The following is a 16,032-nucleotide window of genomic DNA, read 5'->3' as shown; positions in this document are numbered from 1 at the left end:
GCCGGTGATCGCAACCCCGGAGCCCGGCAATCCGCTGCGGGCGCCAGAGACACGCGGACGACGGCGGGCCCTCCCGCCGTCGTCCGGGTTGGACATGTCGTTCGGTTGCACATGAAGCGGCGCCTTCCCGACACTGACGCGCGGTGGGACGATTTCAGTATGACTGAGAAAATCGCTGACGGCCCGCAGGATCACGGCCCGCACCAGCACGCCCACGCCGCTCCGACAACGCAACAAATGCGGACCGTAGGTCAACGCCGCCGGGAGTCGGAAGAAAAACTGGAGCAGCACCTCGAGGAAGCCCGCCACAAGGACGATCCGCACCAGGATGCAGTGTCTGAGCCCGAAGAGGCGGGTCCCCTGGACATCGAGGGCGAAGGATCCCCAGAGGAGAAATAATCCGGAGGCACGCTACCTAACGCGCAGGACCACAGTGCCCTGCTTGCGTCCGGTGTCCACGAAGCGGTGGACCTCGACGACGTCGGCGAGCTTGTAAGTCCTGTCGATGGCAGAGGTCGAGTCCGCCCTGAACCTCCTCCTCGACGGCTTCGAGTCGCTGCACGAGTGGGACTGGACGTCCAAGGCCGCGCGGCTCGAGCGGGGATAGTCAGAGGGCGGACGACGGCGGGACCTCCCGCCGTCGTGCGCATGGGTGTGTGGGTATCATCGGAACATCCGTCCCCCCTGAGAGTGGACTTACCCATGCAGCTCGGGGCCTTTTCGATCAGCCTCACCGTCAAAGGACATCGCGGCGTCAGCTGCGTTTTACGAGAAACTGGGCTTCACCAGTTTCGGTGGCGACATCACCCAGAACTGGCTGATCCTCAAGAACGGCGAGACCGTAATTGGCCTCTTCCAGGGGATGTTTGAGCAGAACATGCTGACGTTCAACCCGGGCTGGAGCCAGAACGCTGAAGTGCTGGATTCCTTCACTGATGTGCGCGACCTCCAGCGGGAACTCAAGGCCCAGAGCGCGGAGTTCGTGTCCGAAGCCGTTGAAGCTACAACCGGGCCGGGGAGCTTTATCGTTGTGGACCCGGACGGCAACCCGGTGCTGGTGGAGCAGCACGTCTCAACTGCCAGCGGCCGACTCTCGCACCAGGGTGCCGTTAAGCTAGGGCAGCCGCGACGCCCGCAAAACCGTGGCCTCGCCGGCGCGCTCGGGCTCGAGCGGCACAGGGCTGACCAGCACCGCCGGTCCGCGGTGCAGGACGCCGTCGGAAATTACCCGGCACCGCACGCCGCCGCGCCCGCGCATTGCATTGTGCGCGCCCGGGGCAAGCATCGCATCCATCCAGACGCACGGGTGTGCGGGCCGCCCGGCCGTTAGGCGAACCAGGTCACCCCGGGATTCCAGGGTGAAGTCGTGTCCCAGCAACGGGGCCAGATGGGCCCCTCGGAGCACAACGTTGCGCCGCGTCAGGAGCGGGTCAAACGGCTCCGTTCCCAGCTCTGCGGCGATGGCCTCAAGGGACTCGATGGCAAACAGCGTGACTGCCGCGTCCATGTGTGCGGCCTTGCCGAAGAACCGGTCACCGATGATGCCCTTGCCCGCCACGAGTTCGGCTCGCGCGGCATCCGTGGTGGGGACATCCGCGGCACCCTCGCGGGCCCGGCCGAAGTACGCGTGCGCCGACGAGACCAGCAGATGCAGGACCTCGACGTCATACCGGTAGCTTTCCGTCATGCCACCAAACTACCGCGCCCCGAGGCCAGCTGGTCGGCGCGATGGGGGAACGACCCCAAACGCAAGCGGACGACGGCGGGAGGTTCCGCCGTCGCCCGCTTCCTTGCCTGATCCGAAAATGGAGGTGCGCTGAAGGCGGCTGGCGCGTAGGGATGTGCCCGTCACTGTGTGGCGGTTGGTCGGCGCTATCGATATGGGTGGGTGTCAGGCTGCGGGGTCAAGGTGACGGTGTAGCCGAGGGCTTCGAGTTGGCGGACGTGATTGCGTTTGCTGGTGTCCGGGTTCGTGCGGCGGCTGAAGTGATCGACACCGAGGTCATGGAACCGTGCATCCGGGTCCTTCAGGAGGTGCCAACTGATGACCAGGATGGAACGGCCGATGGCGACGATGGCGCGTTTCTTGCCCCGCCGCCTAGCCAGCCTCCGGTGGCGTTCGCCGAGGAAGGTATCCGTTCTGCCGGCACCGACGGCGGCCTCGCCCAGGATCCGGGCGAGATAGCGGTTGCCGTGCCCGGTCGACCCGCTGCCCTTGGTCTTCCCGGCAGAGGAGTTGATGCCCGGGGAGAACTTCGCCCAGGAACACAGGTGTCCCGCGGTCGGGAACCGGGACATGTCGACCCCGATTTCGGCCAGAATGATCGCGGCGGCAACGGGGCCGATGCCCGGGATCTCATCCAGACGCTCCGCCGCTACCGCGAAAGGGGCAAGCTGCGCCTCGATCTGTTCATCGACCGCGGCGATATCAGCATCAATGCCGTCGATCCTGGACAGCATCCGGGCCAGCAGGAAGGCGTGGTGGTCATCGAAGAGGCCAGTGAACGCCTCCTCGAGTTCGCTGATCTTCCTGCGCATGCTTGCCCGTGCCAGCTGCGCGAGGACCTTCGGGTTCCGTTCGCCGTCTATGAGCGCTGCCATCATCTCCCGGCCGGAAACCCCGAAAATGTCCGAGGCCACGACAGAGAGCTTGATGCACGCGTACTCAAGAAGCTTCTCGACCCGGTTCTTCTCCGCCGTGCGGGTCCCGACCAGATCGATCCGGTACCGGGTCAGGTCCCGCAGCCGGCGGATCGGGGCAGGCGGGACGAAACTGGGACGGAGCATCTGCCGCTCGGCGACTTTGCATAGCCAGACCGAGTCGAGCACGTCAGTTTTCGGACGTCCCGGCAAATGCCTGACGTCGCGCGCGTTGACCAGCCATGGCTCGAGCCCATGCGCCTCCAGGAGATAGAACACCGGCTTCCAATAATCGGAGGTTGCCTCCATCACCACCCGCTCGACCCGGAGCTCCACCAGATGGTTGGCCAGCTCCGCCACCGACCGGCTCATCGTCGAATGCGTGGACACCTCCTGCAACCGCTTCTTCGAGTTCCCCTCCGCGGGGAAGGCACGGCGTTGACAGGCGGCCACGGCACCATTTTCAGCCCGGAACGGGCGTCCCGCAGGGGACACAAAGGCTAGAAGGCTAAGTCGGCGAACCCGTGATGTTTGGGTCGTGTTTTTGGTGGCTGGGTCAGGTTCGGTCTCATGCGGTCAGTCCCGTGATGTGGGTGAGGTTGCCGATCGTTGTTTGGTAGGAGCGCGTGGCGGCCCGCAGCCTCGTTGGTACCGGGGTTTCCAGGTCGGCCAGGCCGGTGGGGAGCCGCCGGTCGTGAACGGCGCTGATGAACATTGCGGTGGAAAGGCCGGTGTCGGTGACCCGGTAGCGATGGGAGTGTGTGTTGCGTTCGATGAGTCCGTGGTGGCGAGGCCGGCGCAGGTCATAGGTCATCTGCCCGACTGTAACGGTGCCGGGGTCGGTTCCACGTAGCTGTGCGGTGAGTGCGCGCAGGTCCCGGTTGACGAACCCGTCCGAGGCTCTCTGCGGATCCCGGAATTAGAGTCCCTGCCACGCCGGTTTACGGCCAAACGTGTCTGTGTAGTACTCGCGGTGCGCCAGCCGGGAGGCCGCTGCTTCGTCCACTAGGACGGAGACGTGCGGGTGCAACTGGAGCGCGGAGGCCGGGCAATTAGCGGCAACTGGACCCTCCACCGCAGCGGCGATGGCTTCTGCTTTGGCCTCACCCATGGCGAGCAGCAGCAGGTGCCGTGCCTCCCGGATGGTGCCCAGGCCCTGGGTCAGGACGTGGTTTGGAACATCGTCCGAGCTGTCAAAGAAGCGGGCGTTGTCTTCGCGGGTCTGCCGGGTGAGGGTCTTGATCCGGGTGCGGGAACCGAGCGATGACATAGGCTCATTGAAACCTACGTGTCCGTCGGTTCCGATACCAAGGAGCTGAACGTCCACCCCACCAGCTGAAGTGATCCGAGCCTCGTACTGGGCAGCTTCTGCCTCCAGGTCCTCAGCCATGCCGTTGAGCCCGTGCACGCTGCCGGCGCGGAAGTCGACGCTGTCGGTGAATTCGTCCCGAATGACCGAGTGGTAGGACTGCGGGTGCGCGGTGGGCAGGCCCACATATTCGTCCAGGAGATATGCCTGCGCCTGAGCAAAGCTCAGGCCGCGGCTCCGGTGCCGCTCGGTGAGCTCCCGGTAGGTTCCAAGCGGGGTGGAGCCGGTGGCCAGCCCAAGAACGGACGGGCCACGCCGAACCAGCTGTTCGATAACGTCGGCAGCCGTGCGGGCTACGTCGGCAGGGGTGGGAAGGATGATGATTTCCATACGGTGTGGGTGCCTTTCGGTTGCCGTCGCTCCTGTTAAGGGCGGGCTTCCAAAGTTGCGGCCCTCTGTCATACGCCGGGGACGTAACCTGCGTCGGTGCTTATGCAGCTATGCGACGTCCAGCTCACTGCCGATGAGAGCCGTGATCGCTTCAACGGCGGCGGGATCGTCGGAAGCTACCGTAATGGTGTCACCGTGGGTTGCTCCCAGCATCATGATCATGAGGGAGGAGTCGGCGTCGGTGGGCGGTTTGCCGGGGAGTGTAAGGGTGATTTCCTCGTCGTAGGCTGCGGCTGCTTGCGCCATCTGTGCGGCAGGACGGGCGTGAAGGCCGACGGACGACCCGACGGTTACAGTCTTGCTGGTCATTGTTGCTCTTTCATTTCGGCGTAGAGGCGTGTTGTGTGAAGGGCGAGGTATGAAATTTCGTCGTCGCTGATGACCCGGTTAATTGCTTTGCCGATCAGCTCGGCTATGTCCAGGGCGGCCTCGGCGGCCTCCGGATAGGCCTGACGTACGGCTGTGAGCACGTCCAGGCGGGAGGTGTTGAGTTGTTTGCCGCTGGCGGCCCGGGCGAATACATAGCGCAGGTGTGTCACGAAACGCGCCGCGCTGCTTGCGTTCTCATCGATCGGTGTGCCCCAGCGTTCGGCCAGCCGGAGAAAGACCCGGCTGATGGTTTCGGTCATGGCGACGGTTTTGGAGAAGTCTCCTTTGGTCCACTGCTGGTTGACGAAGTGCAGTGCGAACGCGACCCATTCATCTTCCTGCAGCTGGACCTTTAGGCGTTCGTTCACCAGGGTCACAACGTGGCGGCCTAACGCTGCTTCTGCCGGGTAGAGCTGGGCTACCTCCCACCGGAGTGGGAAGTCGATGTGGGTGCCTTCTTGAGCCCGGCGTACTGCGAACGTGAGGTGGTCAAGGACGGGGATCATGAGCGATTGTCGCGGTTCCAGGCCAAGAGTTGCATGTCCCAGTTCGGTGATGGTTTGGGCCAGTGTGATCTGGTCAGCGGGTGCGTCGCTGAGCAAGCCTGCCAGCTGAGGGGCCCGGTAGGGCCCCTCAGCGACGAAACGTTGATCGGCCAGGGAAGTATCGACGGTCTCGCCGGGGCGACGCTGAAAACCGATGCCTTTGCCCAGCAGCACCACCTCGGTGGCGTCCGTTTCGATCGCGAGTACGACGTTGTTGTTGTAGACGCGCTTGATGCTGGCCTGCGTCGATGCCGTCACGTCGCTGGCCATTGGTCCTGGACACGGTGGCCCGGTCTGTGGCAGTGAGTTTCCTCGAAGTCCCCGCAGCGTGTCGTTACTTCCATGGTTGGCTCCCTTATTTCCGCCGGACCGTGATCACGGACGCACCGTTGGCCTGGAACTCCGGTGAGCTCATAGAGAATTTGGTGCCGTTGGTCAGCAGGACGGGGGTCACCATGGAGGGCACCTTTGTCCTGAGGTCGTCGAGGTCGCAGCTGATGATGAGGTCACCGCGGAAGACCATGTCCCCGGCCTGCCGGTGACCGGTGAATCCCTCGCCTTTGAGGGTGACGGTGTCGATTCCGATGTGGACCAGGATCTCCGCTCCTTCGTGGGTACGGACGGCGAACGCGTGCAGTGTCTTGGCCACCAGGACCAGTTCGCCGTCCGCGGGGCTACGGAAGGATCCGTCGGTCGGCTCGATGGCGAATCCGTCGCCGACAGAGCGCTTTGCGAAGACGGGGTCCGGGACCTCGTCGAGGGAGACGATTCGCCCTGAGACGGGGCTGTAGATGGACTCGCTCTTTTTCTTGAATGGGTTCAGCATGGCGTGCTCCTTCAGTCGTCGAGGCCGAGACTCTCATTGATTGCGTTTTTGTACAAGATGGCTTTGCCGCCGAAGACCGCCTGCACGCCGCCCCGGACTTCAAACACGTCCGCAGCTCCAAGCTTTCGCAGCGCGGGCTTATCAACCTGGGCGGGGTCCTTCACAGATACGCGGAGGCGTGTTATGCATGCGTCTACCTCTTCAAGGTTGGCGGCACCGCCGAGGGCTGCCAAGACCTTGGCGGCTTCTGCATTGATTGTGCTTTCGCCACGGCGGCCGACCGTTGCCGGCACGAGGGCAGGCTCTTCCTGGCCCTGGGCTTCCGGTTCTGCATCACTGGAGATGGTGTCCTCCAGGTGCCCGGGGGTGCCAATCTTGAACCGCTTGATCGCGAATCGGAAGGAGAAATAGTACAGGGCGAACCAGACCGCGCCGATGGGCAGCACGAGCAGCCAGTTGGTCCGGTCGTTGCCTTGAAATATACCGAAGAGCGTGAAGTCGATCGCGCCGCCGGAGAAGGTGTTGCCGAGGCGGATGTTCAGGATATCGGCGAGGAAGAAGGAGACACCGTCGAGGAAGGCGTGGAACACGTACAGCAGCGGCGCGACGAACAGGAACATGAACTCGATGGGCTCGGTAATGCCGGTGATGAAGGAGGTGAGCGCAACAGAGAGGAATAGGCCGGTGTACTTGGCGCGTCGGCCCTTGGGGACGCAGTGCCACATTGCCAGGCACGCGGCCGGGAGGCCGAACATCATCGTGGCGAAGCGGCCGGCGAAGTAACGGGTGCCTTCGGTGAACATTCCAACGTGGTTAGGATCAGCCAGCTGTGCGAAGAAGATCTTCTGGGCGCCCGACACGGACACTCCATTAACCAGCTCGGTTCCGCCCAATGGGGTGAACCAGAACAAGGGGTAGATCATGTGGTGAAGGCCTACCGCGCCGCTGAGGCGCATAAAGAAGCCGTAGAAGAACGTCCCTACTGGGCCAAGGCCAGCCACCCAGGTGCCGGCTGAAACCATTCCCTGCTGGATGGGCGGCCAGGCGAGGAAGAAAAAGATACCTACGAAGATGGCGGCGAAGGCTGTCACGATCGGCACAAAGCGGGACCCGCCGAAGAATCCAAGGAAGGCCGGCAATTCGATGTTGCGGTAACGGTTGTGCAAGAAAACGGCGACGGCGCCAATGACCAATGCGCCGACTACGCCGGTGTCTACAGGTTCGGCCCCTGGCCTGAAGATGTCCAGCATCGCTTTGATGGTGGCGGTCATGACCAGATAGCCCACGACGCCGGCCAACGCAGCGGTGCCCTTATCGCGCTTCGCCAGTCCGATGCAGAGACCAATCGACAGCAACAGGGCAAGGTTAGTAAAGACCGTCGCCCCCGCGGCGGACATGACTCCGAATATGCCCTGCAGAGTCGGGTTGTTCAACGCCGGGAAGGCCTGGACCGTGTTGGGATTGGACAACGCGCCGCCGATGCCGAGCAGGAGCCCGGCGGCCGGAAGGATAGCGATCGGCAACATGAATGCCTTGCCGACCTTTTGAAGTTGCTTGAACATGGTGACTACTTTCATTTCCGGCGCGACGACGACGTCGCGCATGAAGGGAAGGGGGTGAGGTTTAGGCGAAGGCCTTGACGAAGTCCGCAGTGATTTCCAGGGGCCTGGTAATCGCACCGCCGACCACTACGCAGAAGGCGCCAAGGTCAAGCATCTGGCGGGCTTGCTGCGGGGTACGGATTCGGCCCTCAGCGATGACAGGCACCGCGGTTCCAACTACCAGCTGTTCGACCAGTCCAAAATTTGGGGCTGGTGCCCCTTGGGACTGCGGCGTATAGCCGCTGAGCGTAGTCCCGACAAAGTCGACGCCGGCTTCTGCCGCTGCCAGACCTTCATCGAGCGTGGCGATGTCTGCCATGAGGGCCAGGCCCGGGTGTTCAGTCCGGATCTGCGCGATAAACCCGGCGGGGCTGAGCCTATCAACACGTTCACGGTGAGTGCAGTCCAAAGCCACGATGTCTGCACCCGCGGCCACGAGAGCTTCCACCTCGGCCATGGTTGCAGTGATGTAGGGCTCGTACGGCGGGTATTGCTTCTTGATGAGCCCGATCACAGGGAGCCCGACAGATGCCTTGACTTCGCGGACGTCACGCGCAGAGTTGCAGCGGATCCCAACCGCCCCTCCCTGCTCGGCAGCTGCCGCCAGGAGCGGCATGACTCCGCCTTCGGCAATGAACAATGGCTCGCCCGGCAATGCCTGGCAGGACACAACAAGACCGCCGCGCAGGCCGTCTACAAGAAAAGGGATTGTCATCGGAACTCCTCGGACGCTGAAAGACGTAGTTGTCCATGCACAAGACCGCACATGAACTTCCGTCTCAGGTTTTGCCGAAAGTTACAATCCCGATGACTTACGCGAAAGACCGCGTTGGTAAAACATACACCCGCTTACCCGGTTTCGTCACCCCTTCGCGTGGGATTCCTCATTAACGGTGGTGCGCCACGAGGCGCTTGTATTTCGAATGGAGGTGGAAGGCCTTCGTCGGCTGGTAGTCGTAGTTGCTGGCTGAAGCTGACGGCAGCCTGATCGACGGATTGGTGGTGAAGGTGGGAGCAGCCGTGACAAAGTCGGGACGGTTCAGGATTCCTTGATGGGCCGGGTCCGGTGGGCGAGACGAGAAGGTATACGCGAGGAACCGGTGTCGTTACGCCTCTTGAAATGTAGGCCTGCTCAAACCAAGGAAATGCGTTCCGCTCCATTAACTCCGAGCGAGTTGGCGGATAGATGCGATGCCTGTCGAAGGGCGCATCCGGGGCAGCGCCGTCGTAGTAGTCCGAGGCTGGGAAAGCCGGCCACATGGCGAAGGGCGGCAGTGTGTCAGGTAGCGGAGTTGTTGTAATCGTTGGAGGTTCACCGGTGAATACCAGTGAGGACATGTGGGCGCGAATCGATGGTGCCCAGATGAAAGTACAGCGGATGCAGACGAAACTACATCGGTGGGCCAGAGGCGATTCTGGCCTGAGGTTTGATGACCTGTTCAACCTGGTGCACGACCCTGATTTCTTGCGTGTGGCGTGGCAACGCGGTGCGGGCAACAAAGGCGCGCACACTCCCGGAATCGATGAAGTCACGAAAGCGACAATTCAGTTCTGGGTAGGAATGGATGAATTCCTTGGCGGTATCCGGTTGTTGGTGAAGTACGGGGAGTTTCGGCCGGGCCGCATCAGCCTCGGAAGTCTCGTTCTTTTTCGTAGCGGTCTCCGTGTTTTTTACGGCACCCAGTGGCGCCGTCATATCGGCTCCTTCCCGCCAGACTCACAGCCTGGCGTGTCGGGCCGGATGCACCGCTATTTCCACAGTCCCCGTACTAGCGTTCGGGTGATCGTCTTCGATGAGATCGGGCGCTGGCCGCGTGTCGGGGCGAGGGTAACCGGGCATCCTGTCCGGATCGGAAGGGACGCGTCGCTTACCCGGCTGTACCGGAGCTCCGTGGACTCTGGTGGGAGTCGGCGGAATTACCCGCCTGGGGACGCGCGCCGCGCGATGTGGATGCCGCTGGCCGTTGCCGAGAATTCGAGTTCAATCAGACTGGTAATGATGAGATCGGCACATAGATCCACCGCGGGGTGTGTGCCCGCCACCGCCAGGGTCGTGCAGCCGGCATTATGCGCGGAGCGCAGGCCAGCCGATGCGTCTTCAACGACGAGGCAGCGGCCGGGCTCGAAGCCCAACCGTCGGGCGCCGAGCGCGAAGGGTTCGGGGTCCGGTTTGCCGCGTTTGACATCGTCGGCGGTGACTACCACGCGGGGCGGCACCAGCCCGGAAGCAGTGATTCGTACCGCGGCCAGGGCCCGCGTACACGAGGTAACAATCGCTTTGCGATATTCCCCGATCGCCGAGAGCGCTTCGGCGGCCCCCGGAAGGACAGTGATACCGCCGACCTCGGTGATTTCAAGTCGTTGAATGCGCTCAAAGGCTGCGTCGAACTCTTCGGGCGGGACCAGAGAAGCCACAATATCCCGTGCTGGCTGGCCGTGGGCGCCGTCGAGGAAGGATGGGTCGAGTCCATATGCGGAACACCACGCGAGCCAGGACCGAAGCACCGCGGGGGTCGAATCAATGAGGGTGCCATCCATATCGAACAAGACAGCGTCAAACGTCTGTCCGATTACGGGCCGCAAAGGCCGGCTCACCTCAGCGGCCTTGGCTTCGGAGACAAGGATGGTGCGGTCATTCAAGGGGGTCATGGATGCGGTGTCTTTCATTCTCGGCACTCGGACATAGATTTTAGGGTTGTCGCCTGTGGATTCGCCCATCCGAAGACAAATGTAGCCCTTATGTGGCTTGTATCTCTAAAGTACCCTCTGGGGACGTGGCATCGTCCTCGTTTACTGGGCGAAGGGATCGCCCTAGCCAAGAAAGCCGGCGTATACAAAGGCAGGGGCAAAGCGCTGAAAGCCCGGCAGGCGGCCGACCTGGTGCGACGTGCCGTTGCCGGCGAGGCGAAAGCCGCACTCGCCCGGGAATTCGGGGTCAGCCGCCAAACCGTCTACCAATACCTTCAACCAGGCCCCCAGTTGCAACGCAGTCGAATCGTGCATGCGTGTACTGAGCAAATGGACGCATTGTGCAGACAAGTACGGAAAACCCACCGCTCAGCAGTCACATGCACCACCCCGGAAAATCAACTCACCCGTGCAAAAGACTTTTGAAAATGACACCCGCCCTCTAAAAGCAAACTTGGCGGTTCACGACACCTTCAGGAGGACCGGGCCTTAATGGGGGTCGCCGTAGTACTCGCCGAAAATTGGGCGGATATGGCTGACCACGGCGTTCCGTCGCGTCAGGTGCTCGGCTGGAGCGTGGCGAAGTCGGCGTGGGCCTGGACAACAGCTTCGGGGTAGGCCTGACGTTTCTCGTGCTCGGTGAGCGCCCCTGGATGCTAGCCAGGCTGGGGTTGCGGCCTTTGCGTTTGCCGGTGGGAATGATCAAGTCGAGGCGGATGTCGCAGAGGGACTCGCCTTTTTCACATCCTTGACACACCTCACATCTCCCGCATTGCAGACCTAAATGTAAAGAAGTGCCCGCATGAAGATTTATCTTTAAAAGGTCTCGACTAAATGAATTTTGAGGCGTAGCTTTGGCTCTGGAACGAGCTTCCGTGACCGACATCACATCAGGAGGGCTCGGGTAGGGCCGGGCTGGCCTTGTAGCCAGCGGTCCTTCGCACTCTAAATTATTGGGCAGACCGAAAGTAGAACAGCATGATTCTTAAGGAAATTTCGTTCGAACGGTTCGTTTTCACTTGCACTGGTTGTGACCACGCTTGGGTGGCCGACTATGACGTTCAGCATGTTGAGGACAGTCACGGGCACGCACGGGACTATTTCTATCGAGGCGGACTGCACTGCTCTGATCCCACTGGTCTCGGCGAAACGACGTGTCCGCACTGCGGCCGGACCTCCGTCATTGCCGACCACAGCGCCGGCCAGACCAGTACCGCTGCTCGGGCCACAGCGTCGCAGCTTTCAGGCTCGATGTAGGCCCTCGCTCAGCGTTGATCCACCGAACCGCTGCCGGTCCTGCTTGATTTTGGGGCTGGTGGCGGTTTCTGGTTTTGGGCATCACAGGATCCCGGGCCTCTCTGCCGGTGGTGTTACACCGCGCGCTCAACAACCTTCGAAACGTGATTGACGCGGCTGGAGGAACGACGCCCGATCTGGCTTCCGTGCGCGTCTATATCAGCACCGAGGGTGCTTGGGCGGAACTTACGCCGTCTATGGTGAGTTCTTTGCAGCGACTTTCCCCGCGGACCACGATTCCGGCCGAATTGGGTATGGGTGTCAAAGTCGAAATCGACGGATCGCAATCAGCGTGATGTAACCCTCCGCGGGAAGGAAATTCGTGGATAATACGACGAGGGACGTCGAAGATTGCCCTGCTTTGAGGACATCAACCGGCGAAGGGATGGATCCAGGTGAGCATGGCACGCCGGGACGGCAGCGCTCATCGAACCGCTCTCCGTTGGCCTCTGGGCCTGCGAACGCGCCCAGATCAAGCCCGGCAGCCGGGTCCTGATCGCCGGCGCCCGCCCCATCGGCATCAATCGCCGCCCAGGCAGCCCGCGCCTTCGGCGCCAGCGAAATCTACATCACGGACATCGCCGAAGGCCGGCTGGCGTTCGCCCTCGAACACGGCGCCACGCATGCCCTGAACGCCAGGTCGGACAGTAGCGAAGGGCTCGACGTCGATGCGTTCATCGACGCTTCCGGCGCCCCGCAGGCCGTCCGCTCAGGGACCAAAGCCGTCGGGCCCGCAGGCAGGGTCATCCTCGTGGGACTCGGGGCCGACGACGTCGAACTCCCCGTCTCCTACCTCCAGAACCGCGAGATCTCGCTCTCCGGCGTCTTCCGCTACACCAACACCTGCCCGCTGGCGATCCAGCTCAAAGCCGTGGTCTAACCGGGCCGGTGACCATGACCACCGTCATCGGCGAGTCGCTCGAGGACACCATCAGCGACCCCCGCAGGCCGGGCGAAGTCCAGGCGCACGCGGGAGGCAGTCCCCTCAACCTGGCTGTGGGCGTGGCGCGGCTGGTCTGGCGACCAACCTTGTACCGCACTAAGCCGATGATCCACATGGGCACATGATCGAGGGGCATCTGAAGGCTAATGGCGTCACAGTGGTCCGGGACGGCAGTTCGCCTACGTCAACGGCGATCGCCACGCTGGGTCCCGACGACGGCGCCACCTACGCGTTCGACATCAGCTGGGACATCAACGGGACGTCGCTTGCGGCTTTGGCAGCGGTCGAAAGTTCCACCCACGTCCATACAGGATCGATCGCGGCCGTGCTGGGGCCGGGTGACCAAGCCACGCATGGACTGCTGAGGGCCGCCCGTGAGGGGGTGACGATCTCTTTCGACCCCAATTGTCGGCCGGCGATAGGCCCCGATGTGGCCACGGCCCGCACAAAAGGCGGAACGCTTCGTGGCCGCCAGCCACATCGTCGAAGCCAGCGATGAAGACCTCGTGTGGCTCCATCCGCACCGGCACCCGAGGAGAGCCTGGCAGCCTGGCTGGAACTCGGACCGGCGTTCGTAGCCCTGACGCGCGGCGCCCCAGGCCCGGTCATTCTGGCCCGCCAGGGTCGCATGGCGATGGCTCCCGAACCCGTTACCGTGGCAGACTCCGTGGGCGCCGGCGACTCCTTCATGGCGAAAGCGCACGACGGCGGGAGGTCCCGCCGTCGTGCGTCTGCTCGACTATGGTGCGTCCAGTCGGTTAGGGCCCCAGGTGTACGTTCGCGCCGGGCTCACAGCGTTGGAGCAAGGACGAATCTCCGCTCAGAGGGTCCGCAGCGACGGTCGGTGTTGTATACATAGAGTATGCGATGACTCTTTCCACGTAGAGTGGAATGATGACCATCCCAGCGGAAATCGACACACCGGAGATCATCATCGACCGGGACGTGCTCCAGCGAAATATCGACCGCATGGCAACTGCCGTCCGGGCCAAGGGCCTGCACCTTCGGCCGCATGTCAAGACGCACAAAGTGCCCGAAATCGCTGAAATGCAGCTGGCAGCCGGAGCCGTCGGGCTGACCGTGGCCACCCTGGGAGAGGCCGAAGTCTTTGCAGAGCACGGGGCCAAAGATATCTTCATCGCGTATCCGCTCTGGGTCGGTCCCCGGCAGGCTGACCGGCTCCGGAAACTTGCAGTAAAAGCCAGGATCGCAGTTGGACTGGACTCACGGGAAGCAGCCGAAACCATGGCCGCGTCACTGGGCCGTGCCGTCGGCCAGGTTGAAGTGGTGCTGGAGATCGACTGCGGCCATCACCGCAGCGGGATAGCGCCTGACGCCGTCGTCGGCGTCGCCCAGGCCGCATCCCGGGGTGGGCTGCGCGTCACGGGGATTTTCACGTTTCCAGGGCACAGCTATGCTCCGGGCATGCCGTTGAAGGCTATGGACGAGGAACGGCTGGCCCTCGGCGAAGCCGCAGGCCTGCTCAACGCGGCAGGTTTCCACGTCGCCCACCGCAGCGGCGGATCCACCCCCACCGCAGCCCTCACCGCTGGCGACTCCGGAGCCACGGAAGTCCGGCCCGGCGTATACGTTTTCGGAGACGCCCAACAACTGGAACTGGAACGCTGTGCGGCCGAAGACATCGCACTGACCATCGCGGCAACAATCGTCAGCCGTCATGAAGGCACCGACCTCATGCCGCGGAGGGTCATCCTGGACTCCGGCAGCAAGATCCTCGGCGGGGACCGGCCCGGCTGGACCACCGGATTCGGGCGGCTCCTGGACCATCCGGACGCCCGGATCACCGCACTGTCAGAACACCACGCCACCGTTGTGTGGCCGGAAGAGACAACGCTGCCGGCTCTCGGAGACCGGCTGCGTGTGGTCCCCAATCACGTCTGCATCGCCATGAACCTCGTCGACGACGTCACCGTGGTCAGCGGCGGCAAAATCGTGGACCGCTGGCACGTGGCCGCACGCGGACGAAACAAATAGTCCCCAAAAAGCGGCTACGACGCCGGGAAGTCCCGGCGTCGTAGCCGCTCGGCTAGGGCCATGCAAGTGTCAGGCCGGCGAAGCTTAGAGGCCGAGCTCTGCCTTGAGTGCTGCGACGTGGCCCTGCGCCTGGATCTGGTACTGGGTGAGCATGACCTTGCCTTCGGCGTCAAGCACCACGGTGGAACGGACCAGGCCGTCAACCACTTCGCCGTTCACGAGCTTCTCACCCCAGGCGCCGTAGGCCAGCGCCACGGCGTGGTCCTGGTCGGAGAGCAGCGGGAACGTCAGGGCGAAGTCTCCGGTGAAGGCCGCCAGCTTCTCAGGCGCGTCCGGGGAGATGCCCAGGACCTCGTAGCCAGAGGACTGCAGGCTGGCGAGGTTGTCGCGGAAGTCGCAGGCCTCGGTGGTACAGCCGGGGGTGGCGGCTGCCGGGTAGAAGTACACAACGACGTTGCGTCCGCGGTAATCGGAGAGGGAGACCTTATGGCCGTCTGCGTTGAGCAGTGCGAAATCGGGGGCCTGTGTTCCGGGGAGGAGTTTCTGGGTCATGTGAGGATCCTTGACTGGGGGGTGTGGGGCAACCGCCGTGGCCGGCGATCAATCTATGACTGCAACGGACTAGCTAGATGCAGTATTCCGCGGGTCCGCGGACAGTGCTGCCCGGTCCGGGCACAAACTGGTAGCCGCCCCCGCGCACCGTGGCGATGGCGTGGCGGGCGGAGCCCAGCTTGCGCCGGACGCGGCCAACGTACACGTCAATGGAGCGGAATGCGGCGCCGGGGCAGTCCAGCGACTCGAGAATGCGTTGCAGTTCTTCACGTTTAATAGGACGCGACTGGTTCTCCACGAGGTACCGCAGGAGGCTGAATTCCATGAAGGTCAGGCTGACCGGGACACCGTCCAGGAGGACGGTATCCGCAGCCAGATCGACAGCCACGACGCTGCGCCTTCCGGCCAGGGAGACAGGCAGGGAGACCGGTGGGGCGACGGCGGCGGTACCGTTTCCGGCGTCGGACGCCGTTCCCGAAACGCCAGCGCCGTCGAAAACGGCTGAACCGTCGGCAGCGTCCGAACCTTCGACGTCGGGCGTTCCGGTTCCGGCCGCGGTCCACAGGTGGATTCCGGCTTCCGGAGCGAGCTGCCGGGCACGAGCCAGGACCGCCTGGGCAGCCTGGGCCCAGACCGCCGGGTCGATCTCCTGGCCTTCACACGGCTGGAGCCACACCGCCAGGCCGCGCGGCTGAAGCCCCGGCTGAGGGCCGCGCGGCTGAAGCCCCGGCTGAGGGCCGGGACGAGCTCCCGGGCTGAAGCCGACGCGGGCGCCGGCGCGAGGCCGCGGGTAGGGGGCGTGGACGTTTACGGCCATC

The 16,032-nt window shown here is 63.3% G+C and carries 20 protein-coding genes and 1 pseudogene; 8 read left to right on the top strand and 13 right to left on the bottom strand.

What is annotated here, in order from left to right; all coding sequences use genetic code 11:
* Positions 1 to 159: 159 nt before the first annotated feature.
* Both ACQCS0_RS18375 and ACQCS0_RS18370 read left to right on the top strand, forming a co-directional pair.
* Positions 160 to 399, top strand: coding sequence for a hypothetical protein (locus ACQCS0_RS18375; protein ID WP_354222550.1), 240 nt, complete (start codon positions 160 to 162; stop codon positions 397 to 399).
* A gap of 346 nt (positions 400 to 745) precedes the next feature.
* Positions 746 to 994, top strand: a pseudogene (locus tag ACQCS0_RS18370) (VOC family protein); the annotation flags it as partial.
* A gap of 120 nt (positions 995 to 1,114) precedes the next feature.
* On the opposite strand, the gene ACQCS0_RS18365 reads toward ACQCS0_RS18370, so the two are convergent.
* The 11 genes from ACQCS0_RS18365 to ACQCS0_RS18315 all read right to left on the bottom strand — a co-directional run bounded on the left by ACQCS0_RS18365 (position 1,115) and on the right by ACQCS0_RS18315 (position 10,407).
* Positions 1,115 to 1,687: an MOSC domain-containing protein gene (locus ACQCS0_RS18365; RefSeq protein WP_354154465.1), complete on the bottom strand. Its 573-nt coding sequence runs from the start codon at positions 1,685 to 1,687 to the stop codon at positions 1,115 to 1,117.
* Positions 1,688 to 1,872: 185 nt separating this feature from the next.
* Complete coding sequence (locus ACQCS0_RS18360; protein WP_354222548.1) at positions 1,873 to 3,093, bottom strand: IS110 family transposase; 1,221 nt, start codon at positions 3,091 to 3,093, stop codon at positions 1,873 to 1,875.
* Positions 3,094 to 3,208: 115 nt separating this feature from the next.
* Positions 3,209 to 3,454 carry a hypothetical protein gene (locus ACQCS0_RS18355; protein WP_354154467.1) on the bottom strand — a complete coding sequence of 82 codons (246 nt, stop codon included), beginning with the start codon at positions 3,452 to 3,454 and terminating at the stop codon, positions 3,209 to 3,211.
* Positions 3,455 to 3,559: 105 nt separating this feature from the next.
* Positions 3,560 to 4,339 (bottom strand): glucosamine-6-phosphate deaminase, encoded by a 780-nt coding sequence (nagB, locus tag ACQCS0_RS18350; protein WP_354222546.1) that lies wholly within the window; start codon positions 4,337 to 4,339, stop codon positions 3,560 to 3,562.
* 108 nt (positions 4,340 to 4,447) lie between these two features.
* Positions 4,448 to 4,708 carry an HPr family phosphocarrier protein gene (locus ACQCS0_RS18345; protein WP_354154469.1) on the bottom strand — a complete coding sequence of 87 codons (261 nt, stop codon included), beginning with the start codon at positions 4,706 to 4,708 and terminating at the stop codon, positions 4,448 to 4,450.
* Entirely contained in the window at positions 4,705 to 5,583 is an 879-nt protein-coding gene (locus ACQCS0_RS18340) for a PRD domain-containing protein (protein WP_354154470.1), read from the bottom strand. Before ACQCS0_RS18340 ends, ACQCS0_RS18345 begins: the two co-directional genes overlap by 4 nt.
* Positions 5,584 to 5,668: 85 nt before the next feature.
* Positions 5,669 to 6,139, bottom strand: coding sequence for a PTS glucose transporter subunit IIA (locus tag ACQCS0_RS18335; protein WP_354154471.1), 471 nt, complete (start codon positions 6,137 to 6,139; stop codon positions 5,669 to 5,671).
* Positions 6,140 to 6,150: 11 nt separating this feature from the next.
* Positions 6,151 to 7,701 (bottom strand): PTS transporter subunit EIIC, encoded by a 1,551-nt coding sequence (locus tag ACQCS0_RS18330; RefSeq protein ID WP_354154472.1) that lies wholly within the window; start codon positions 7,699 to 7,701, stop codon positions 6,151 to 6,153.
* A 61-nt stretch (positions 7,702 to 7,762) separates the two neighbouring features.
* Entirely contained in the window at positions 7,763 to 8,455 is a 693-nt protein-coding gene (locus tag ACQCS0_RS18325; protein ID WP_354222544.1) for an N-acetylmannosamine-6-phosphate 2-epimerase, read from the bottom strand.
* 675 nt (positions 8,456 to 9,130) lie between these two features.
* Positions 9,131 to 9,436 (bottom strand): hypothetical protein, encoded by a 306-nt coding sequence (locus ACQCS0_RS18320; RefSeq protein WP_354154475.1) that lies wholly within the window; start codon positions 9,434 to 9,436, stop codon positions 9,131 to 9,133.
* Between the two features lie 221 nt (positions 9,437 to 9,657).
* Positions 9,658 to 10,407 (bottom strand): HAD family hydrolase, encoded by a 750-nt coding sequence (locus ACQCS0_RS18315; RefSeq protein ID WP_426939952.1) that lies wholly within the window; start codon positions 10,405 to 10,407, stop codon positions 9,658 to 9,660.
* Positions 10,408 to 10,479: 72 nt separating this feature from the next.
* Between ACQCS0_RS18315 and ACQCS0_RS18310 the strand changes: the two genes are divergently transcribed.
* From ACQCS0_RS18310 to ACQCS0_RS18285, 6 genes are all read left to right on the top strand, one after another.
* The gene (locus tag ACQCS0_RS18310; protein ID WP_426938897.1) at positions 10,480 to 10,854 is read left to right on the top strand and encodes a helix-turn-helix domain-containing protein; all 375 of its coding nucleotides are present in this window, start codon (positions 10,480 to 10,482) and stop codon (positions 10,852 to 10,854) included.
* Between the two features lie 1,393 nt (positions 10,855 to 12,247).
* Entirely contained in the window at positions 12,248 to 12,604 is a 357-nt protein-coding gene (locus tag ACQCS0_RS18305) for a zinc-binding dehydrogenase (RefSeq protein ID WP_354222557.1), read from the top strand.
* A gap of 14 nt (positions 12,605 to 12,618) precedes the next feature.
* Positions 12,619 to 12,792, top strand: coding sequence for a hypothetical protein (locus ACQCS0_RS18300; RefSeq protein ID WP_354154477.1), 174 nt, complete (start codon positions 12,619 to 12,621; stop codon positions 12,790 to 12,792).
* Complete coding sequence (locus tag ACQCS0_RS18295; protein ID WP_354154478.1) at positions 12,789 to 13,166, top strand: hypothetical protein; 378 nt, start codon at positions 12,789 to 12,791, stop codon at positions 13,164 to 13,166. The genes ACQCS0_RS18300 and ACQCS0_RS18295 overlap by 4 nt, the downstream gene beginning before the upstream one ends.
* Before the next feature lie 9 nt (positions 13,167 to 13,175).
* The gene (locus ACQCS0_RS18290; RefSeq protein ID WP_354154479.1) at positions 13,176 to 13,526 is read left to right on the top strand and encodes a PfkB family carbohydrate kinase; all 351 of its coding nucleotides are present in this window, start codon (positions 13,176 to 13,178) and stop codon (positions 13,524 to 13,526) included.
* 32 nt (positions 13,527 to 13,558) lie between these two features.
* Positions 13,559 to 14,662 carry a D-TA family PLP-dependent enzyme gene (locus ACQCS0_RS18285; protein ID WP_354154480.1) on the top strand — a complete coding sequence of 368 codons (1,104 nt, stop codon included), beginning with the start codon at positions 13,559 to 13,561 and terminating at the stop codon, positions 14,660 to 14,662.
* Between the two features lie 84 nt (positions 14,663 to 14,746).
* Here ACQCS0_RS18285 and bcp read toward each other — a convergent pair whose 3' ends face one another.
* A complete protein-coding gene (gene bcp / locus ACQCS0_RS18280) occupies positions 14,747 to 15,214 on the bottom strand; it encodes a thioredoxin-dependent thiol peroxidase (protein ID WP_354154481.1) in 468 nt (155 codons plus the stop codon).
* A 73-nt stretch (positions 15,215 to 15,287) separates the two neighbouring features.
* Positions 15,288 to 16,031, bottom strand: a complete 744-nt coding sequence (locus tag ACQCS0_RS18275) for a winged helix-turn-helix domain-containing protein (protein WP_354222542.1) — start codon at positions 16,029 to 16,031, stop codon at positions 15,288 to 15,290.
* Between the last annotated feature and the right edge of the window lies 1 nt (position 16,032).

Origin of the sequence: Pseudarthrobacter sp. S6, assembly GCF_050156575.1 — a bacterium.
Classification (GTDB): Bacteria; Actinomycetota; Actinomycetes; order Actinomycetales; family Micrococcaceae; genus Arthrobacter.
Note: the sequence above shows the minus strand (reverse complement) of the source record. Positions and strands in the feature narration are given on the sequence as shown.